14 protein-coding genes and 2 pseudogenes are annotated in these 21189 nt (G+C 66.3%); 11 read left to right on the forward strand and 5 right to left on the reverse strand.

Going from position 1 to position 21189, the window contains the following annotated elements; genetic code table 11:
• Positions 1 to 256: 256 nt before the first annotated feature.
• Positions 257 to 1354: a polyamine ABC transporter substrate-binding protein gene (locus ACYQ2W_RS19655; protein WP_459871068.1), complete on the reverse strand. Its 1098-nt coding sequence runs from the start codon at positions 1352 to 1354 to the stop codon at positions 257 to 259.
• 196 nt (positions 1355 to 1550) lie between these two features.
• On the opposite strand from ACYQ2W_RS19655, the gene sufB reads away from it, so the two are divergent.
• The 7 genes from sufB (at position 1551) to guaA (ending at position 10417) form a co-directional block, all read left to right on the forward strand.
• On the forward strand, positions 1551 to 2990 hold the full coding sequence (gene sufB, locus ACYQ2W_RS19660; RefSeq protein WP_459871070.1) for a Fe-S cluster assembly protein SufB: 1440 nt from the start codon (positions 1551 to 1553) through the stop codon (positions 2988 to 2990).
• Positions 2991 to 3181: 191 nt separating this feature from the next.
• Positions 3182 to 3934, forward strand: coding sequence for a Fe-S cluster assembly ATPase SufC (sufC, locus tag ACYQ2W_RS19665; RefSeq protein WP_459871072.1), 753 nt, complete (start codon positions 3182 to 3184; stop codon positions 3932 to 3934).
• Entirely contained in the window at positions 3931 to 5283 is a 1353-nt protein-coding gene (gene sufD, locus ACYQ2W_RS19670) for a Fe-S cluster assembly protein SufD (RefSeq protein ID WP_459871075.1), read from the forward strand. The genes sufC and sufD overlap by 4 nt, the downstream gene beginning before the upstream one ends.
• Positions 5280 to 5735: a SufE family protein gene (locus ACYQ2W_RS19675; RefSeq protein ID WP_459871078.1), complete on the forward strand. Its 456-nt coding sequence runs from the start codon at positions 5280 to 5282 to the stop codon at positions 5733 to 5735. The genes sufD and ACYQ2W_RS19675 overlap by 4 nt, the downstream gene beginning before the upstream one ends.
• A 299-nt stretch (positions 5736 to 6034) precedes the next feature.
• Positions 6035 to 7924: a sensor histidine kinase gene (locus tag ACYQ2W_RS19680; RefSeq protein ID WP_459871081.1), complete on the forward strand. Its 1890-nt coding sequence runs from the start codon at positions 6035 to 6037 to the stop codon at positions 7922 to 7924.
• A complete protein-coding gene (locus ACYQ2W_RS19685; RefSeq protein WP_459871084.1) occupies positions 7921 to 8607 on the forward strand; it encodes a response regulator transcription factor in 687 nt (228 codons plus the stop codon). The genes ACYQ2W_RS19680 and ACYQ2W_RS19685 overlap by 4 nt, the downstream gene beginning before the upstream one ends.
• Positions 8608 to 8839: 232 nt before the next feature.
• A complete protein-coding gene (gene guaA / locus ACYQ2W_RS19690; protein WP_459871087.1) occupies positions 8840 to 10417 on the forward strand; it encodes a glutamine-hydrolyzing GMP synthase in 1578 nt (525 codons plus the stop codon).
• Positions 10418 to 10689: 272 nt separating this feature from the next.
• On the opposite strand, the gene ACYQ2W_RS19695 is transcribed toward guaA, so the two are convergent.
• On the reverse strand, positions 10690 to 12261 hold the full coding sequence (locus ACYQ2W_RS19695) for a hypothetical protein (RefSeq protein WP_459871090.1): 1572 nt from the start codon (positions 12259 to 12261) through the stop codon (positions 10690 to 10692).
• Between the two features lie 396 nt (positions 12262 to 12657).
• Positions 12658 to 13107, reverse strand: a complete 450-nt coding sequence (locus ACYQ2W_RS19700; protein WP_459871093.1) for a hypothetical protein — start codon at positions 13105 to 13107, stop codon at positions 12658 to 12660.
• Positions 13108 to 13213: 106 nt separating this feature from the next.
• On the opposite strand from ACYQ2W_RS19700, the gene ACYQ2W_RS19705 reads away from it, so the two are divergent.
• From ACYQ2W_RS19705 to ACYQ2W_RS19720, 4 genes and pseudogenes are all read left to right on the forward strand, one after another.
• Positions 13214 to 14422: an ABC transporter substrate-binding protein gene (locus tag ACYQ2W_RS19705; protein ID WP_459871096.1), complete on the forward strand. Its 1209-nt coding sequence runs from the start codon at positions 13214 to 13216 to the stop codon at positions 14420 to 14422.
• Positions 14419 to 17067, forward strand: coding sequence for an ATP-binding protein (locus ACYQ2W_RS19710; protein WP_459871099.1), 2649 nt, complete (start codon positions 14419 to 14421; stop codon positions 17065 to 17067). Before ACYQ2W_RS19705 ends, ACYQ2W_RS19710 begins: the two co-directional genes overlap by 4 nt.
• A gap of 97 nt (positions 17068 to 17164) precedes the next feature.
• A complete protein-coding gene (gltX, locus tag ACYQ2W_RS19715) occupies positions 17165 to 18577 on the forward strand; it encodes a glutamate--tRNA ligase (protein ID WP_459871102.1) in 1413 nt (470 codons plus the stop codon).
• A gap of 403 nt (positions 18578 to 18980) precedes the next feature.
• Positions 18981 to 19673 (forward strand): annotated as a pseudogene (locus ACYQ2W_RS19720) (DUF6444 domain-containing protein); the annotation flags it as partial.
• Between the two features lie 184 nt (positions 19674 to 19857).
• On the opposite strand, the pseudogene ACYQ2W_RS19725 reads toward ACYQ2W_RS19720, so the two are convergent.
• Positions 19858 to 20662 (reverse strand): annotated as a pseudogene (locus tag ACYQ2W_RS19725) (ExeA family protein).
• Between the two features lies 1 nt (position 20663).
• Complete coding sequence (locus ACYQ2W_RS19730; protein WP_459871105.1) at positions 20664 to 21095, reverse strand: Mu transposase C-terminal domain-containing protein; 432 nt, start codon at positions 21093 to 21095, stop codon at positions 20664 to 20666.
• Positions 21096 to 21189 lie beyond the last annotated feature (94 nt).

Below are 21189 nucleotides of genomic sequence, written 5' to 3' on the forward strand. Positions count from 1 at the left end.
CCGCGAAGGCGCCATGTCCGTTCCTACCACCTGCCAAATCGAGGTGCGGCACTCCGTCATGATCGCGGCCTGGGGGCCGCTCCTACAGTGAATCGCGGCGCCAGCGACCGATCGCAACGCGCGTAATTCAGACAGCGCCAAAAAGAAGGGCTATGTCTGAGCTGGCTGTTGCGGCACTCCGCCGTGATCGCGGCCTGGGGGCCGCTCCTACAGGAGGTCGAAAAAGCCCCGCCAGCAGGGGGCGGGGCGGCGGCGGTCAGCGGCCGGTCTTGATCCGGGTCCACACCCGCACCTTCTGCCGCTGCGCCTTGTCGGGCAGGGTGCGGATGGTGACCAGGCGCTGCTTCACTTCCGCCGACGGGTAGACGCCGGGGTCGTTGCGCACCGCCTCATCGACCAGCGGGGTGGCCGCCCGGTTGGCGTTGGCGTAGGAGACGTAGTTGCTCACCGCGGCGATCACCGCCGGGTCCATCATGTAGTTGATGAAGGCCAGCGCGTTCTCCGGATGGGGCGCGTCGGAGGGGATCGCCATCACGTCGACCCACAGCACCGCCCCCTCCTTGGGCACCCGATAGGCGATCTCGACCCCGTTCTTCGCCTCGGCGGCGCGGTCGCGCGCTTGCAGCACGTCGCCGGAGTAGCCCTGGGCGACGCACAGGTCGCCGTTGGCCAGGTCGTTGATGTATTGCGAGGAGTGGAAGTACTTGATGTTCGGGCGCACCTTCTTGAACAGCGCGGCGGCGGCCTCGAAGTCCTGCGGGTCGGCGGTGTTGGGGTCCTTGCCGAGGTAGAGCAGCGCGGCGGTCATCGCCTCCATCTCGTCGTCCATCACCGAGATGCCGCAGCCGGCGAGCTTGGCGGAGATCTGCGGATCGAAGATCAGCGACCAGCCGTCGATCGGTGCGTCGGTGCCGAGCGCCGCCTTCACCTTGGCGACGTTGTAGCCGATGCCGGTGGTGCCCCACATGTAGGGCACGGTGTAGCGGTTGCCGGGGTCGGCGGTCTCCAGGGATTGCAGGATCTTCGGGTCGAGGTTGCCGTAGTTGGGCAGCTTGGCGCGGTCCAGCGGGCGGTAGAGGTGGGCGGCGATGTGGCGCTGGGCGAACGGCTGGGCGGTGGGGAAGATCACGTCGTAGCCGCTGGCGCTGGCGAGTAGCTTCGCCTCCAGCACCTCGTTGGCGTCGTAGGCGTCGTAGACCACATGGATGCCGGTGGCCTTTTCGAAGTTGGCCAGCGTGTCCTCGGCGATGTAGTCGGTCCAGTTGTAGACGTTGAGCACCTTCTCCTCGGCCCGGGCGGCGGCAAGCGGCGCGGCGAGGAGGACGGCGAGCAGGGCGGCTTTCAGGGAACGCATGGTGCACTCCTTACAAGGGGAGGGGAACGGTTCCGCCCTGGCGAGCGTGGGGCGGAGCAGCGCGATAGTGGGGCGCGAGTTGGGGGGTGTCAATGGGAATCCCCCACTTTTCCCACCGTTGCATCGTGCGCCGTTCGGGTCCATACCTATCGCAATTACCGAGTGTATTGGTCAGTTATTGCGGAGGTAGAGGCCCATGGCGCGTAGTGAGGCATCGTTCGAGACCCTGTTGCCGGGCGGTTATCCGCAGGGGTTCGTCACCGAGATCGAGTCGGAGACCCTCCCCCCCGGACTCGACGAGGGGGTGATCCGCGTCCTGTCGGCGAAGAAGGGGGAGCCCGACTGGCTGCTGGAGTGGCGGCTCAAGGCGTATCGCCGCTGGCTCACCTTCGAGGATCCGGAGTGGGCCCACCTGCACCACCCGATCATCGATTTCCAGGCGATCTCCTACTACTCCGCCCCGAAGAAGGGGCCCGACAGCCTCGACCAGGTGGACCCCAAGCTGCTGGAGACCTACGAGCGGCTCGGCATCCCGATCGACGAGCAGAAGGCGCTGGCCGGGGTGGCGGTGGATGCGGTCTTCGACAGTGTCTCGGTGGCCACCACCTACCGCAAGAAGCTGGCCGACGCCGGGGTGATCTTCTGCTCGCTCTCCGAGGCGGTGCGCGAGTACCCGGAGCTGGTGCGGCGCTATCTCGGTTCGGTGGTCCCCTACAGCGACAACTTCTACGCCTGCCTCAACGCCGCGGTGTTCAGCGACGGCACCTTCGTCTACGTGCCGAAAGGGGTCGCCTGCCCGATGGAGCTCTCCACCTACTTCCGCATCAACCAGGCGGCCACCGGCCAGTTCGAACGTACCCTGATCGTCGTCGAGGAGGGCGCCTCGGTGAGCTACCTGGAGGGGTGTACCGCGCCACAGCGCGACGACCGCCAGCTGCACGCGGCGGTGGTCGAGCTGATCGCCCTGGACGATGCGCGGATCAAGTACTCCACGGTGCAGAACTGGTACCCCGGCGATGAGCAGGGGCGGGGCGGCATCTACAACTTCGTCACCAAGCGCGGCGCCTGCCGCGGCGCCCGTTCGCGTATCTCCTGGACCCAGGTGGAGACCGGCTCGGCGATCACCTGGAAGTACCCCAGCTGCATCCTCCAGGGCGACGGCTCGGTGGGCGAGTTCTACTCGGTGGCGGTGACCCGCAACCGCCAGCAGGCGGACACCGGCACCAAGATGATCCACATCGGCCGCGACACCCGCAGCACCATCGTCTCCAAGGGGATCTCCGCCGGCCACGCCGAGAACACCTACCGCGGCCTGGTGCGGATCAGCGCGCGGGCGGAGAACGCGCGCAACCACACCCAGTGCGACTCGCTGCTGCTCGGCGACCGCTGCGGCGCCCACACCTTCCCCTACATCGAGGCGCGCAACCCCACCGCCCGGCTGGAACACGAGGCGACCACCTCGCGGATCGGCGAGGAGCAGCTCTTCTACTGCCGCCAGCGCGGGTTGAGCGAGGAACAGGCGGTGTCGCTGATCGTCAACGGCTTCTGCAAGGAGGTGTTCAACGAGCTGCCGATGGAGTTCGCGATGGAGGCGCGGAAGCTGTTGGAGATCACCTTGGAAGGAGCGGTGGGATGAGCGTAGGTCGGCGCTACCGCGCCGACGCGAACGGGGGCAGCGGGCTCACCGTCGCGATGTTCGATCCGAATGGCGGGGTCCGCTCGGAAGGCAGGGCGGGTAGTACGACGGCGGTGCCTCCGTTCGCGTCGGCGCCGTAGCGCCGACCTACGGGATGGGTCACGAAGGTTTGCAACGACAGGAGACGAAAGATGCTATCGATCAAAGGCCTCCACGCGGAGGTGGAGGGGAAACCGATCCTGCACGGGATCGACCTGGAGGTGGGCGTCGGCGAGGTCCACGCGGTGATGGGGCCCAACGGCTCCGGCAAGAGCACCCTCTCCTATCTGCTGGCGGGGCGCGACGGCTACCGCGCCACCGCCGGCGAGGTGACCTTCGACGGCGAGGACCTGCTCGCCCTCGACATCGAGGCGCGGGCCGCCCGCGGGCTGTTCCTGGCGATGCAGTACCCGGTGGAGCTGCCGGGGGTGGGCAACGCGGAGTTTCTGCGCGAGGCGGTCAACGGCGTGCGCCGTGCCCGCGGCGAGCCGGCGCTCGACGGCATCGAGTTCCTGACCCGGGTGCGCGGCGCGGCGCAGCGCCTGGAGATGGACCCGGCGCTGCTCCAGCGCAGCGTCAACGCCGGCTTCTCCGGTGGCGAGAAGAAGCGCAACGAGATCCTGCAGATGGCGCTGCTGGAGCCGAAGCTGGCGATCCTCGACGAGACCGATTCGGGCCTCGACATCGACGCCCTGCGCACCGTCGCCCAGGGCATCAACACCCTGCGCTCAACCGAGCGCGGGATGCTGCTGATCACCCACTACCAGCGGCTGCTCGACTACGTGGAGCCCGACTTCGTCCATGTGCTGGCGGGCGGGCGGATCGTTCGCTCCGGCGACCGCTCCCTGGCCCGCGAGCTGGAGCGGCGCGGCTACGGCTGGATCACCGGGGAGGAGGCGGCATGAGCGGCGAAGCCATCGATCAGCGGGCCTGGTTCCGGCGCATCGCCGAGGAGAGCCGCGGCTGCATCCCCGCCGATCCGCCGCCGTGGCTGGGCCGGCTCCACGAGCGGGGGCGCAACGCCCTGGCCCGCCAGCGTCCCATCGGACGCAAGCGCGAGGCGTGGCGCTACAGCCGGATCGAGTCGCTGTTCGAGACCGCCTACCGCGGCGCCGGTGAGCCCCCCGAGGCGCTGCCGGCGGGACTGCCGGAGGTGGCGCCGCTGGTTGCGGAGGGGGTCCGGGTGGTGTTCGTCGACGGCCGCCTGCGCCCGGAACTCTCCCGGCTCGACGGGCTGCCCGGCGGGGTCACCGTGGGCAGCCTGTGCGACGCCCTGCTGCGCGAGCCGGAGTGTCTCGCCGAGTGGTTCCGCGCGTCGGCCGAGCACGCCGACGACCCCTTCCCCGCCCTCAACACCGCGCTGCTCCACGACGGGCTGTTCCTGCGGGTGCCCGCCGGGATGGTGCTCGAGCGCCCGCTGGAGGTGCTCCACCTGGCGAGCGAGGGGGAGGCGGGGACGATGCGCCAGCTGCGCCACCGGGTGGTGCTGGAGCGGGGCGCGGAGGTGACCTGGATCGAGCGCTTCCACTCGTTGGACGGCATCGACCACTTCCACAACCACCTCGCCGAGATCACCCTGGAGGAGGGGAGCCGGTTGCGTCATCTGCGGCTGCAGGAGGCGGGCAACGGGGCGCGCCTCCTGGCCAACCGCTTCATCACCCAGGAGGGTGACAGCCGCTATCTGGCCACCGCCCTGGAGCTGGGCGGCGGCTGGGTGCGCAGCGGCTACGACGTGGAGCTGCGCCGGCCGGGGGCGGAGTGCCGTATCGACGGCCTCTGCGTGGTCGAGCGCGGAAGGCTGGTGGAGAACCATCTCGACATCCGCCATCAGGCCCCGCGTTGCACCAGTGGCGAGCGGTTCCGCGGTCTGGTTCAGGGCGGCGGTCGGGCGGTGGTGGATGGCCGGGTGCTGGTGGCGCGGGACGCCCAGGGGAGCGACGGGCGGTTGGCGGTGGACCACCTGCTGCTCGGCCGCGATGCCGAGGTGGACGTCAAGCCGCGGTTGGAGATCTACGCCGATGACGTGAAGTGCGGCCACGGCACCACCGTCGGCCGGCTCGACCCGGAGCAGCTCTTCTACCTGCGCGCCCGCGGCATCGGCGAGCGGGTGGCGCGGCGCATGCTCTGCCTCGGTTTCCTGCGCGGGCTGATCGAGAACGGGCTGCCGGAGGCGCTGCGCGAGGGGTTGCTGGGGCGGCTGGAGGCGGTGCTCGCCGGACGCTCCGAAGCGGCGGACGAAGGGGAGGGCCCATGACCACCCTGGACGAACTGGTGGAGGGGTTCGAACTGCTCGGCGACTGGGAGCAGCGCTACCGCTACCTGATGGAGCTGGGGGAGGTGCTGCCGCGGATGCCGGAGCATCTGAAGGTGGAGGCGCACCGGGTCCACGGCTGCATGAGCCGGGTCTGGGTCTGTCCCTACCGTGATCCGCGGGAACCGCAGCGGATCCGTTTTCACGGCGAGTGCGATACCGCCGTGATCCGCGGCGTGCTCGCCCTGCTGATTCGCCTCACCGACGGTCGCCGCGCCGAGGAGATCGCGGCGCTGGACGTCGACGAGTTCTTCCACCGCCTGCAACTCAACGAACACCTCTCACCGAGCCGTCACGTCGGGGTCTATGCGATCGTCGAACTGATGAAGTCGCTGACCCGGCGGCTGCCCGCGGCGGCGGCCCATGGCGGGCCGGAGCACCACGAGGCGGCGTAGCGCGCCTGAACCGGGACGATCTCCCCGAACTGCCATAGTCGCTACCGCAGCGACGCGAACGGGGGCAGCGGGGCTCGGGTGATCACGGCCTTGCCGACCCCGCTTCCCGTTCGGATGGGGTCGGAGGGGATCTCACGGCGGCGCCTCCGTTCCCGTCGCCGCGGTAGCGGCGACCTACTCAAATGACTGGAGGAGATTAATTACGTTAAAGTAGGATTGATCTGATATACCGCCTGCAGGCGGGGGAAACGCGAGTCGTTGGGTAATTGTAGGGATTGGCAGGGATTGGGGATCTCCGAATGATTGGCTCGTCACCGCTTCCCGTTCCCGGTTGGCTCGTCCTGCTGTTGCTGCTCTCCCTGTCGTCGAGCGCCGCCGCCGCGCGAATCACCCAGTTTTCCGTGCTCACCGGCAGCGACGGCACCGAGACGGTGGCCTCGGTCGCCGCCCAGCCGCGGAATTTCCATCCTCTCGATCGTCCCAGCCTCAGCGCCGGTTATACCCGCGACGTCCACTGGCTGCGGCTGATCGTGGCCCGCGAACCGGGGGACCCGGCCGAGCTGTGGCTGGAGATCCAGCCGCCCTATCTGGACGACATTCGCCTCTACGAGCCGCAGCCCGGAGGCGGTTTCAGCGAGCGCCGCGCCGGTGACCGCCTGCCGTTCGCCGCCCGCGAGATCCCCTACCGCGGCTTCCTCTTCCGCATCCATCCGCCGCCGCAGGGCAGCTACTCTCTCTACCTGCGCATGCACACCACCAGCACCTCGCTGCTCTTCGCCAGGGTGTGGCGGCCGGACGACTTCCACCCCGCCGCGTTGGAGGAGGCGCTGGCGATGGGGTTCTACTACGGCATGGTGGCGCTGGTGCTGATCTCCAACCTGATCTACTGGTTCTGGGTGCGCCACCGGCTCTATCTCGCCTACGCCTTCTACGTCGCCGCCACCGCGGTGTTGATGTCGAGCATCGGCGGGTTGACCTTTCAGTACCTGCTGCCCGGGCATCCGCGGCTGGCCGACGGCGCGGTGGGGGCCGGGATGTTTCTGGCCACCTTCGCCAGCGGTCTCTTCTTCCCGATGATCCTCCGGCTCGGGAAGCGATGGTCGCTGCTCCTGCTGATGTTCCGGCTCCAGGTGTGGTTGCCGCCGTTTGCCGCGATCACGCTGTTCACCGGCCACTACACCGAGGCGGGGCACGCGTTGGTGCTGTTCAACCTGGCGGTGACGGTGCTCTCGGTCGCGCGCGCCGTGCGGCTGTTCCGTGACGGGGTGCCCGGCGGCACCTTCCTGCTCTTCTCACTGCTGGTCTTCGCCTTCGGTCTGCTCTCCAACTTCCTCACCGTGCTCGGTCTGCTGCCCGGCACCCTGTTCGCCGTCCACGGGGTGCAGATCGGCGGGCTCGGCCACATGCTGCTGATGCACATGGCGATCGCCGCGCGGGTGCGCGCCATCGACCGGGAGCGCCAGCAGGCGCTGGCCCAGGCCGCCGCCGCCGAGGCCACCGCCGGCGAGGAGCGCGCCGCGCGCCGCCGCCAGGCGCGCTTCCTGTCGATGCTCGACCACGAGCTGAAGGGGCCGCTGGCGGTGATCGGCGGCGCGGTGCAGTCGCTGCGCCGGCTGGCCGGCGCCGGCGAGCCGGAGGTGACGCGCCGCCACCAGCGGATCCACGCCTCGGTGGGGCGGATCGATGCGCTGATCGGCCAGTGCCTGGCCTACGACCGGCTCGACCAGGAGGGGGTCGAGGTGCGCCGCGCGCCCGTCGATCTGCGCCGGTTGGTGGCGGCGACGGTGAGCGAGTGTGGCGAGGCGGGGCGGCGCATCGAGTGCGTCTTCGATGGCGCGGCGCGGCTGTCGGGGGACGGCGGGCTGTTGCAGGTGGCCCTGCACAACCTGCTGGAGAATGCGCTGAAGTATGCCCCGGCACCGGCGCCGATCCGGGTGCGGGTGGCGCAGGAGGGGGACCGCATGGTGATCGAGGTGGCCGACGGCGGTCCCGGGGTGGAGGCGGCGTCGGCGGAGCGGTTGTTCGAGCCCTTCGTGCGCGGCGACAGCGATCTTCCCGGCGCCGGACTCGGCCTCTACCTGGTGCGGCGCATCGCCCGGCTCCACGGCGGCGAGGCGACCCTCGCCGCGGTGGAGGAGGGGGGCGCCTGTTTCCGGTTGTGGCTGCCGCTGGCGGAGGGCTGCCGATGATTCGCGTTGCGGTGGTGGAGGACGACGCCGACCTGCTCGACGAGATCGCCTTCAATCTACGCCACGAAGGGATGGAGGTGGCGGCGCTGGAGAGCGCCGCGGCGCTCGACCGCTGGCTCCCGCTGCACCGGCTGGAGGTGCTGGTGCTCGACCTCGGCCTGCCCGACGAGGACGGGCTGTCGGTGGCGCGCCGGTTGCGCGCCGCCCACCCCTGCGTGGGGATCGTCATCCTCACCGGACGTAGCGCCCTGGCCGATCGCCTGGCGGGGCTGGAGGAGGGGGCGGACCACTATCTGGTGAAGCCGGTGGAGATGGTCGAGCTGGCGGCGACCATCCGTGCCCTGGCGCGGCGCCTGGGCGAGAGCGGCGAGGCGGAGTCGTGGGTGGTGGACGCCCCGCGGCTGGAGCTGGTGGTGCCCGATGGCCGGCGGGTGTCGCTCACCGCCTGTGAGTGCACCCTGCTGCGGGCGGCGGCCGGGGTGGCGGGCAAGCCGGTGAGCCGGCGCGCGTTGATCGAGGCTCTCGGTCACGACTACCTGAGCTTCGACGAACGGCGTCTGGAGACCCAGATGAGCCGCTTGCGGCGCAAGCTGGCGCCGTTCGCCGCCGAGGGGTTCGTGGTGCGCGGGGTGAAGAACCGCGGCTATCTGTTCGGTGTGCCGCTGCGGGTGGAGGGGGGATGATGAAGGGGGCACCTCTACCGTTGTAGGAGCGGCCCCCGGGCCGCGATGGCGCCCTCGCCGCGAACCTCCGCCCGTTTCGTCAGGGTTCCACTCCGCACCATCGCGGCCCGGGGGGGGCGCTCCTACCAAAAGGCGGGCGCCCGCTGGCGGCGGCACCGGCGGGCCCGGCGGGGAATTTTCGGTACAATACGGCGCTTTCCCGTTTGCCCGTTCGCCACCCGTGGAGCCCCCTATGGCCGCCGACATCCATTCGCAACGCATCCTGATCCTCGACTTCGGTTCCCAGTACACCCAGCTGATCGCCCGCCGGGTGCGCGAGGCCGGGGTCTACTGTGAACTCCACCCCTGCGACATGGAGCCGGCCGAGATCGAGGCCTTCGGCGCCAACGGCATCATCCTCTCCGGCGGCCCGGAGACGGTCACTGCCGAGGACACCCCGCGGGCCGCCGAGGTGGTCTTCACCCTCGGCGTACCGGTGCTCGGCATCTGCTACGGCATGCAGACCATGGCCCAGCAGCTCGGCGGCCGGGTGGCCTCGGCCTCCCACCACGAGTACGGCTACGCCCAGGTGCGCGCCCGCGGCCACTCCCGCCTGCTGCGCGAGATCGAGGACCACACCACCGCCGAGGGCTACGGCCTGCTCGACGTCTGGATGAGCCACGGCGACCGGGTCGAGCAGCTCCCCGCGGGCTTCACGGTGATCGCCGAGACCGACAACGCGCCGATCGCCGGCATGGCCGACGAGGCGCGCGGCTTCTACGGCATCCAGTTCCACCCCGAGGTGACCCACACCCGCCAGGGCGAGCGGATCCTCTCGCGCTTCGTCCACGAGATCTGCGGCTGTGAGGCGCTGTGGAACCCCGGCAACATCATCGACGACATGATCGCGCGGGTGCGCGAGCAGGTGGGCGCCGACGAGGTGCTGCTCGGGCTCTCCGGCGGCGTCGACTCCTCGGTAGTTGCCGCCCTGCTGCACCGGGCGATCGGCGATCAGCTCACCTGCGTCTTCGTCGACAACGGCCTGCTGCGCTACCAGGAGGGGGACCAGGTGATGGCCACCTTCGCCGAGCACATGGGGGTGAAGGTGGTGCGCGCCGATGCCGAAGAGCTTTTCCTCGGCAAATTGGCCGGCGAGACCGACCCGGAGAAGAAGCGCAAGATCATCGGCAACACCTTCATCGAGGTGTTCGAGCAGGAGGCCGAGAAGCTGACCAACGTCAAATGGCTGGCCCAGGGCACCATCTACCCCGACGTGATCGAGTCGGCCGGGGCGAAGACCGGCAAGGCCAAGGTGATCAAGTCCCACCACAACGTCGGTGGCCTGCCCGAGCATATGAAGCTGGGGCTGGTGGAGCCGCTGCGCGAGCTGTTCAAGGACGAGGTGCGCAAGATCGGCGTCGAGCTGGGGCTGCCCTACGACATGGTCTACCGCCACCCCTTCCCGGGACCCGGTCTCGGCGTGCGCATCCTCGGCGAGGTGAAAAAGGAGTACGCCGACACCCTGCGCCTGGCCGACCACATCTTCATCGAGGAGCTGCGCAAGCACGGCCTCTACGACAAGACCTCCCAGGCCTTCACCGTGTTCCTGCCGGTGAAGTCGGTGGGGGTGACCGGCGACGGCCGCCGCTACGACTGGGTGGTGGCGCTGCGCGCGGTGGAGACCATCGACTTCATGACCGCCCGCTGGGCCCATCTCCCCTACGAGTTCCTCGACCACGTCTGCCGACGCATCGTCAACGAGGTGGAGCACATCTCCCGGGTGGTCTACGACATCACCGGCAAGCCGCCGGGCACGATCGAGTGGGAGTGAGCCGCTGCCCCGTCGAGGCACGAGGTGTATGCCTTGGATGCCGAAGACGACGGTTGATGATTGCCCCGCTGCGCGGGGCAATCCTCGCTCGACGGGGCGGCGTTCGGGATGTCCCTCCTATTGCGACCGCCGACCCTCCTGCTGCGACGGGGCGTGTTCCCTCCAGGCTCCTCAACATAGTGCCGACTATGTCTTCGTCGCCTTCCGGTCCGCGTGCCCCGTCACAGCGGGATCTCGGCGCCCTCGCTACGGAGGTTGGTGAGAAATGCAGGCTAGCGATTTCTATCGAGTAAAATAGAATAACGCAATATGTTTTTATAATTGTCGAACAACTCTCCGTGGAAGTCGCTACTGTAGGTGAAAGACGAGGGAAAGTTTTCGTCAATAAAATCGATAAGAGAACTCATGCCTCCGCGGACGTTGCCGTCAAATTTACAGAACTCGTCCAGCACGGGAAGAATAATGACGTTGCCTGATTCATATTTCTGGATAAGGAGGTATGAGATTCCTCGGAAATGTTCCTCTCTTGGCGTGATGTATGCGTATCTGTAGACCCCATGTCTTGCCAATTCCGGAACCAGCATTGTCTTGATGGAGTACATGGTCATATCTTCGGAAAAAAAGGAGTTGTGTTGCGAGAATCGGCTATCGATGCTGCAGAAACCCGTCTTGTCAAAAAAAGATAAATCAAGGCAGTAGATGGTGTCGTCGAAATAGAGATCAGGAATTCGGTCCACGTTCGATTCCAATTTCACCCTTTCTTTTCCTCCTGTGGCCGCGATTGTTATCCGTATTTCCAGATCATCGCCATTTCGGCCTAGTTCCAGAAGTGACCCATCGACAAGGATGTGGCCACGATAGATCAAATGTTTGACTGTGTCGTTTTCGATGATCGGGAAAAGGATTAGACCTTCCTTTTTTCTTATTTCGATGCGCGGATGGACCTGTGCGCGCATTTTCTGGAAGGTTTTGGGGGGTGAATTCGGAGCGTATTCCGAATTAAATTCTATGATGGTGTTGTCGAGCACCTTGTCGACGCTGTCGTATGCCAGGTTGCATCTCGTGGACCGAATTCTTTTTATCCTGGAGAGAAAGGCGCCTGATTTTTTCGCAAACAGGTCGAGAGCCTGCTTCGCCAGATCCTCGCTGATGGTGTTTCTGGATATTTCTGCGATAAACCTTCGCTTCTCGGAATCCGTCTCCAGTCCATTGAAGTCTCGGAGTAGTTCTTTGAACAGCACATTAGGGCTCTGCTGTTCGAAAAAGGATTGAAAGTCGAACTGAAGAAAATCGTCTTCGGCTTCGGTAAGTTTTTCAAGGATTCCATTGTTCATCGAACAGATGGAGAACAGTGAGGCAATTAAACACTTGGTTTCGATCGTGTTTGGAAACATCGTCTCGTGGTTGATGAAATCGAAATTCATGAGCCACTTGTAGTATCGTTCGTCTTCTTTTATAAAACCATTGACAAGCATGTCTCTGTTGTTCGGGTCGTCGATGGTTTGAATTTGTACGAATGTTGCCAGCGATTCCTCCGGATCCATCGAGTTGTTGTATAGGGCGCGGTGAAATTCTATTATGTACAAAATTTCATCTTGCGATAACCCTCTTATTGTCGAAAAATTCTTCATCAATGATTTAAGAAATCCGATCTCGGTGTCGAAGACGCGGAGATGGTGGGTTATCTCGTGATAATATACTGATTCGGTTAGCCACGGGAATGACCTGTTTTCTTTTATATAAATGGAGGTGTTTATTTTGTTGCAGGATCCCGCGTAGGGGACTGCCTTCTCGTGTTTTACGAAATCCGCTATCGCCATTCTCATTTGCTGGAAGTCATTCATTTTCATTCTCTCCCTGGGTCGAAGTCCATATTGTGTAACGTGCGGTGTCGATGGGCATGGTGGTGCCACGTGTCGCGCCGCTCGTCTCGCCGGAGCTTCGCCGCTTCTCTTCTTATAGACCACGCCGGAGCCTGTGCATCCCATTGTCGGTGCTGCTACCGAAAACGCTGATCCCCGGTGTCGTGGACATCTAGGGAAGCGCTGATTTATTCGGAAATCCAACAGTCTTGGAACTGTAACCCGCTGATTTCACAGGGTGGCGAATTGGCGGAATCGATTTGATCAGTGCTTCCCTAGGGAAACGCTGATTTAATCATAAATCACGCGATTCGTTCGGCTCAACTTATTGATTTTATTGGGCGCCGAATTGGCGAAATCGATTAAATCAGCGCTTCCCTAGCTCTTTGCCTTGAGGTTCTTCGCGACGTTCTTCAGCGACAGGCCGGGGCTCTTTTCGATCTTCGCGATGAGGAGGTGGCGGCTGATGCCCCGTTTCAGCAACGCCTGCTCGATGCGGCCCTTCTGTCTGAGATAGGTCAGCTTCTCCTGTAGCCCGGAGAGATAGCCCGCGACGATGAACACCACCACCAGGCCGGCGGCGTAGGTCACCCAACTGTCGTAGCGGTGGAGCGGGTAGTCGTAGCCGGCGCCGAGGTCGAAGAAGAGGATCACCGCCAGGGCAACGTAGAGGAGAAGGAAGAACCCCATGATGCCGGTGCCGGCGTCCGACAGCTTCTGGTTGACCGAGAGCAGCAGGCCCAGCAGTTCGTCGTGGTGCTCCCAGAAGGGGTCGATCTGCGGCGCTTCCGCCTCCTCGGTTGCCTCGTGGGTGATCTCTTCGCTCATCTCTTCTCCCTGCCGTCGATGGATTTGCCGCAGTATAGCGGGTTGGATTTCTTCTCCATGACTGCATAATCGAGGGATCGATTCCTCGCCATCGGGAGTTCGCCGGATGAATGGACAATCTTCCACCGTAACCCGCCGCGGGTATCGCCTCCTCTTCATGTTGTGGCTGGTCGCCGCGTCCCTGGTCGCCCGGGCGGAGGAGGCGCCGGTCTACATCGGTCTGGATGCCGAGTTCGGCCATGCCACCAGCACCTCGGACGACGCGGTGCGCGCCGGCATCCTGGTGGCGATCGAGGAGATCAACGCCGCGGGCGGGGTGCTCGGCGGCCGGCCGTTGCAACTGCTGGTGCGCGACAACCGCTCGGTGCCGGCCCGCGGGGTGGCCAACCTGAAGGCGTTCTCCGGGCAGCCCGACCTGGTGGGGGTGTTCTGCGCCAAGTTCAGTCCGGTGGTGATCGAGGAGCTGGCCACCATCCACGCGCTGAAGCTGCCGCTGCTCGATCCCTGGGCGGCGGCCAACAAGATCGTGGATAACGGTTACTCCCCCAACTACGTCTTCCGCCTCTCCCTGCGCGACGGCTGGGCGGTGCCGACGATGATGGACTACCTGCGGGAGAGAAAGGGCGCCCGGCGGATCGGTGTGCTGCTGCCCAACACCGCCTGGGGGCGAAGCAACGAGAAGGCGTTGCGCCGTTATCTGGAGAAGAACGGGGCGGCGGTCTCGCCGGTCGATGTGCAGTGGTACAACTGGGGCGACGGCTCGCTGCTCCGTCCCTACCGGGCGCTGCTCGATGCCGGGGCCGAGGCGCTGCTGCTGGTGGCCAACGAGCGCGAGGGGTCGATCCTGGTCCGCGAGATGGCGGCGCTGCCGGCGCGGCAGCGGCTGCCGGTGGCCAGCCACTGGGGGGTGACCGGCGGTGATTTCTTCGAGCTGACCCGCGGTAGCCTGGAGAGGGTGGATTTCGCGGCGGTGCAGACCTACAGCTTCATCGGCGCCGAAGATGCGATCGCGCAGCGGGTGGTGCGCGCCGCCGGGCGGATCCTCGGCGTGGCGGGCGCACGGGCGATCGTCTCGCCGGTGGGGGTGGCCCACGCCTACGACCTTACCCACATCCTCGCCCGCGCGGTGGATCAGGCCGGCACCACGGAGCGGTCGGCGGTGCGCGACGCGTTGGAGCGGCTCGGGCCCTACCACGGACTGATCACCGACTACGATCCGCCGTTCACCGCCGAGCGCCACGAGGCGCTCAGCGCCGACCGGCCCTTCATGGCGCGCTACGAGGCGGACGGCGCATTGGTCCCGGTCCGGCCATGAGCGGTGAGGGGGAATCGAGGGGCGGGCCACGGTGGCTGCGTGGCGGGCTGGCCGACCGGATCACCCTGTGGACGGTGAGCGTTACCCTGCTCATCGTCTTCGTGGTCGGCGGCGTCTCCTTCGGCATGGTCCGTTCGCTGCTCCAGGAGAACATCGAGCACGAACTGGCACGGGACGCCGAGTTGGTCGCTCAGCGCTTGGAGCTGAATCTCGCCGCGATGGCTCGAGAGGTGACCAGCCTCGCGGGGACCACCGTGGTCTCCAACGCGCTGCTCGACTCCGCCGGCCGCGAGGTCTACTTGCTGCCGCTGCTCAACGCCTTCCACCTTCCCAACGATACCCCCTTCGCCATGGCCCTGTGCGACTTCCAGGGCAAGGCGGTGGTGGCGATCGGTGACGCGCCGGGAGGGGGGTATCTGCAGCGGACGTGGGTGGCGGAGGTGATCGGTCGGGAGCGATCCCACGCCGAACTGGTGACGGAGGGGGCGCCGCGTTTGCTGCTCGCCGTGCCGGTCCTGTTCCCGTCCACCGGCCGTGCCGAGGGGATGCTGGTGCTGGAGTTTCCGCTGCGGGCGCTGTTCGAGGACGGCGTCGGATTTCTCGACCGTGGGGTGGTCGCCGGGCTCACCTCGTCGGGTAGCGCGCTGATCGGCCGGGACGAGGCCAGCGACGGCGCGCTGCTGGCGGTGGATCGGCCGCTACGTCTGAACCCGCCCCTCGACAGCGTTGCGCTGACCCTCTCCCTCGGTCGGATGCGCGCGGAGGCGCTGGCGCCGTTGCGCTCCCTGGCGGCGGTCTCCCTCGGCCTCGCCCTGCTGGTCTCCACCCTGGTGGTGGTGTTGGTGCGCTGGATGACCCGCCGCGCGCTGGCTCCGCTGATCTCGGTCAGCCGTGCCGCCGAATCGATCGCCGGCGGGGGAGACCTCTCCGCCGGGGTGGAGGCGGGGGGACGGGACGAGGTGGCGGCGCTCGCCCGCGCCTTCAACGCCATGGTCGACCGCCTGCGGAGCGCCCAGGGGGCGCTGGAGGAGCGGGTCGTCCAGCGTACCCGGGAGCTGAGCGAGGCGACCCGGCGCGCGGAGGAGGCGAGTCGGGCGAAGAGTGAGTTCCTGGCCAACATGAGCCACGAGATCCGCACGCCGATGAACGGCATCATCGGCATGCTCGACCTGCTCGGTACCACCGAGCTGGGCGCCGACCAGCGCTACTACCTGGAGACCGCGCTGCACTCCGCCGACCTTCAGCTCAACCTGCTCAACGACATCCTCGATCTCTCCAAGATCGAGGCGGGCCGGTTGGAGCTGGAGCGCATCCCCTTCTCGCCGCGCAGCGTCGTGGAACAGGTGCTGTCCTCCCTCGGCGACCAGGCGGTGGCGAAGGGGGTGGCGCTGAGCCGCGAGATCGGCGACGACGTCCCCGCCGGGGTGCTCGGCGATCCCACCCGGCTACGTCAGATCGCCACCAATCTGGTCGGCAACGCGGTGAAATTCACCGAACGGGGGGAGGTGGAGGTGCGGCTGGAACGGGAGTCCGGCAGCGACGGCGAGGTGCGTCTGCTGCTCGCCGTCCGCGATACCGGCATCGGTATCGATCCGCAGGCCCAACGCCGGCTCTTCACCTCCTTCACCCAGGCCGATCCCTCCACCACCCGCCGTTTCGGTGGCAGCGGTCTCGGCCTGATCATCTCCAAGCAACTGGCCGAGCGGATGGGGGGGCGCATCGCCATGGAGAGCGAACCGGGGCGTGGTTCGCTGTTTCGGGTGTCGATTCCCTTCGAGGTCGCCCCCTTCGCCATCGAGGAGACGGCGGTGGCGGCATCTGCCGACGCGCCGGACGATTACCGTGGACGGGTGTTGCTGGTGGAGGACAACGCGGTCAACCGTCAGGTGGCCCTCGGCATGCTCGCCAACCTCGGGGTCGAGGCGGCGGTGGCGGTCAATGGTCTGGAAGCGGTGTCCGCCGTCGAGGAGGGTGGCTTCGATCTGGTGCTGATGGACATCCAGATGCCCGAAATGGACGGCTTAGAGGCGACCCGGCGGATTCGCCGCTGGGAGGCCGAAGGGGCCCGCGGTCACCTGCCGATCGTCGCCCTCACCGCCCACGCCCTGCGCGGCGACCGCGAGCGGTGTGAGGAGGCGGGGATGAACGACTACCTGACCAAGCCGGTGAAGCAGAGCGAACTGGCCGAGGTGATGAGCCACTGGTTGGCGCGGGCGCCCATCCTCCCGCCGGTACCGTCCTCCGGGACCCCTTCGGCCGACGCTCCAAACGTCGACGCCGGGCCTTCGGCAAAACCCGACGCCAGCCTGGACGAGAGGGTTCTCGTTGATCTGCGGGCTGCCCTCGGGCCGATTCCCGGCGGATTCGCCCGGGTGATGGGGGAGTTCCTGGAGTCCACCGCCGTGCTCCTCGATCAGATTGCCGACGGCATCGAGCGCGACGATGCCGCAACGATGTTCCGCGCCGCCCACAGCCTCAAGTCCGCCGCCGCCACGGTCGGCGCGCTGGAGCTTTCCGCCACCGCCAGGGCGATCGACGCGATCGGCCGCGAGGGGCGGGTGGAGGGGGCGCAAGCGCTGTCGAGCCGCGCCCGGGAGCAGTTCGAGGCGGTGCGGCCGGCGGTGGAGGCGCTGCGGGAGACCTGAACATAGGGGTTGGCAAATACCGGGACAGATACGTATTCCTGCTCCACGAAGGGGGAAGGGCGTGGGAGCCTACCGACCCCCTCCCGCTTCCGCTACCATGCGCGCCATGAATACCATTAAGACCCGCTTCGCGCCGAGCCCCACCGGCCATCTCCACCTGGGCAATGCCCGTACCGCCCTGTTCAACGCCCTCGCCGCCGCCCGCGGCGGCGGCACCTTCCTGCTGCGCATCGAGGATACCGACGGCGAGCGCAGCCGCGACGAATTCACCCGCGACCTGATGGAGGACCTGCGCTGGCTGGGCACGCCGTGGCAGGAGGGGTACGGGGCGGAGGGTGCGCTCGGTCCCTATGCGCAGTCGGAGCGGCTGGCGGTCTACGAGCGCTATTACCAGGCCTTGGCGGAGGCCGGGCAGGTCTATCCCTGCTTCTGCTCGGAGCAGCAGCTGGCGCTGTCGCGCAAGTTGCAGCGCGCCTCCGGCCAGGCGCCGCGCTATTCCGGCACCTGCGCCCACCTGAGTGCCGGGGAGGTGGCGGCGAAGGTGGAGCAGGGGTTGCGGCCGACGCTGCGCTTCCGCGTGCCGGCCGGGGAGACGGTGAGCTTCGAGGACGTGGTGCGTGGGCCCCAGCGCTTCGCCTCCGACGATATCGGCGACTTCATCATCCGCCGGGCCGACGGCACTCCGGCCTTCTTCTTCACCAACGCGGTGGACGATTCGCTGATGGGGGTCGACCTGGTGTTGCGCGGCGAGGATCACCTGACCAACACCCCGCGCCAGCTGATGATCCTCCAGGCGCTGGGGCTGCCGGCGCCGCGCTACGGCCACATCTCGATGATCGTCGGCGCCGACGGCTCGCCGCTCTCCAAGCGCCACGGCAGCCGCAGCCTGCGCCAGTTGCGCGAGGCGGGGTTCCTGCCCGGCGCCCTGCTCAACTACCTGGCGCGTCTCGGCCACACCTACCCGGGCGAGGAGCGTTTCATGACCCTGGCCGAGGCGGCGGAAGATTTCGCACTGGAGCGCTTGGGGCGGGCACCGGCGCGGTTCGACGAGGGGCAGTTGGAGCACTGGCAGCGGTTGGCGGTGGAGCGGGAGCCGGGCGATGCACTGTGGCGATGGATGGAGCCGGTGGTCGGCGGGGTCGTGCCGCAGTCCGATCGTGCGGCCTTCGCTGAGCTGGTGCGTCCCAACGGCCTCTTCCCGCGGGATGCCGGGAGGTGGGCCGAGGTGCTCTATCGCGACCCGCTGGTGCGCAGCGCGGAGGCGGCGGCGGTGATCGGCGAGGCGGGGAGCGGCTTCTTCCGCGCCGCGCTGGCCGCCCAGGAGGCGAGCGGCAACGACTTCAAGGCGCTGAGCAATGCGGTGAAGGGCGCCACCGGCGCCAAGGGCAAGGGGCTCTTCATGCCGCTACGCGCGGCGCTCACCGGCGAGGTCCACGGCCCGCAGATGGGGGATCTGGTGGCGCTGATGCCGGTGGAGCGGCTGCGGGTGCGGCTGGCTGAATGTGCCTAGCAGCCTGTCGGACTTTCTCGCCTTGACCGGAGCAAAATTCAGGCATCCTCGCAGGAGCCTGCATCAATGAGCCGTTTTCGTCCGATCGACCGCCAGACCGATTTTCTGTTCCCTCCTTCCGTGCAGGAGTGGCTGCCGGAGTCGCACTTGGCGCGCTATGTGGTGGATGTGTTGTAGAAGGGGTAACTATTCAGCTCAATAAACGGAAAAAAGTTCTTGACACGCTTTTTCGTGAAAAAAGCAAAATTTCGCCTGCATCTCGAACAACCTTCGCAGACGCCTCTATGCGGCCGTGAGAGCGACGTGAAGGCCGGGTAATTTCATCCTGACGGGGCGGGTGGCGGCGAATTATTTTTCGCCCTCAGATCGCCGCTCAGGGCCAAAAAATCGGCCTGGAAAACCGATGGTAAAGTACCTCCATGGAAATGCATTGGGGTACTTGTCCGTGACCATCGACAACATCGATGTCGAGAAAACCGTCCAATCGGTTCGGTCACTTCTGGAGCGCGAGAAGCACCTCTCCCCGGCGCTCAAGGCCGCCTTGGAGGTATTGCTCATGCTCGTCGCGGCCCTGCTCAACCGGCTCAATCTCAATAGCCGCAACGGCAGCAAGCCACCGTCCACCGACCCGAACCGTCCCCGGAACACCAAGACCGGTTCCCCACGCAAGCCCGGCGGCCAGAAAGGTCATGTGGGCACGACGCTCAAGCCCGTCCCGAAACCCGATGAGATTCGCCTGTTGGAGATCGACCGACGCGCTCTCCCAAAAGGACGCTATCGAGACGCCGGCTTCGAAGCACGCCAAGTCTTCGACCTCGACATCTCCCGAGTCGTCACCGAATATTGTGCTCAAGTGCTGGAGGATGAGCAGGGAAACCGTTTCGTCGCCACCTTCCCGGAAGGCGTATCCCGCCCTGCGCAGTATGGCAACGCCATCAAGGCGCATGCGGTCTACCTCTCTCAGTTCCAACTCCTGCCCTACGCGCGGATCGAAGAGTACTTCCGAGAGCAATTGGAGATCCCGATCAGCAGCGGCTCGCTCGCCAACTTCAACCAGCAGGCCGGCCAACGGCTGGCCCTCTCCTTTGAGCCTTGGTGTTGTCTCGCACTTTATCCCACCACCGTTTTCTCGCATTAATCCAGGCACCAGCGCAGCCCGTTTCGCGGATTGATTCCCCGAGTGAATAATTCCTGGAAGGTGGGATAGAGGGAGATGGGAGGGAGATCTCCCCCCCCCCTTTTTTTTCTTGGGGGGGGGCGGAGCGACAGGCAGGGATGATTTAACGATCGAACTCGGCGAGCGCCGCCTGCATGTGCTCATCGGTGACCGTTCGCGCGTTGTCCAAAGCGGCGCTGGTCAGGGCGTAGTGGGCGAGGCGGTTGACCTTACGGGGCATGCCGTTGGTGGCCTGGAACAGCGCTTCGATGGTGGGCGGCTCGAACAGGGGGAGCTCGCAGCCGGCCAGGCGCAGGCGGTGGCGGAGGTAGTCGTCGAGCTCTTCGCGGCTCAGGCCGCCGAGGTGGTGACGCACGACGATGCGCTGGGAGAGCGACTCGTGGACGGCCATGGAGAGGCGCCGGCGCAGTTCGGTCAGCCCCACCAGAATCAGGCAGAGGCGGTTGTCGGAATCCATCGCGTAGTTGGTCAACAGACGCAAGTCTTCGAGCACGTCGTTTCGCAGGTGGTGGGCCTCGTCGATGATGAGCACCGGTCGTTGTTTCGCCTCCAGGGTGAGGCGCGAGACCTCGGTGCGGATCTGGCGAAAGGCGGAGGCGCGGTTGCGTTCGGTGGGCAAGCCCAGCTCCCAGGCGATGGACTTGTATGCCTATCCATGACGTTGCCGGGGCAGAGAGCGGGACGTAGAAGACGCGATAGAGACCGGGGTGGAGGGACTCGGTGAGTTGGCGACAGGCGGTGGTCTTGCCGGAGCCGGCCTCGCCGGTGATCAGGCCGATGCCGCGCAGTTGAAGCCGATGATCGAGGCGTGCGCGGGCCTCCAGCAGAGTGTTGAATTCGAACAGCTGATCGGGCGAGAGGCTGTGCTCGAAGGGGTAGCGGTTCAAGGCGAAGTGTTTTTGGTACATCTCAACGCTCCTCAAGGACGGGGTTTACGGTGGAGCTGCAGGCGCGTCGGGGCCGGCTCGGGCGGGGGCTGCTCGGTGGTGAGCTGGGAGGAGGCTCGGTTGCGTTTGACGAAGCAATGACGTACAGGGATGTACTAATGTCGCGGGAGGCAGGAAGCCGGGAGCGACGGGCGTAGAGGTCGACCGGCTTGGCCGGGGCGATAAATTTCCCGTCGTGCCAGACCTGGAGGGTGCGTTCGACGGTGTGGGGGTCGTAGCGCAGGGTGACGTTCTCGCCGATGAGTGCGGCCTCGACCTCATAGGCACGCCCATCGAGGCTGACGGTGCGGTCTTTTTGGACCTTGCGCACCGCCTTAAAGAGGAACAGGTCGTCGAGATCGACCTCGGGGTCGAGAAAGCGCAGCCGCTCGGCGGTGCGCGCCCACTGCTCCAAGGGGGTGTCGCCGTTGAGGCCGCGATGGGGGGTGTGGTGATATGACGTTCAGGACGAACGAATGTCGCGGGAGCCATGGATGGCGGGAGCGACC

It is taken from the genome of Endothiovibrio diazotrophicus (assembly GCF_054657215.1).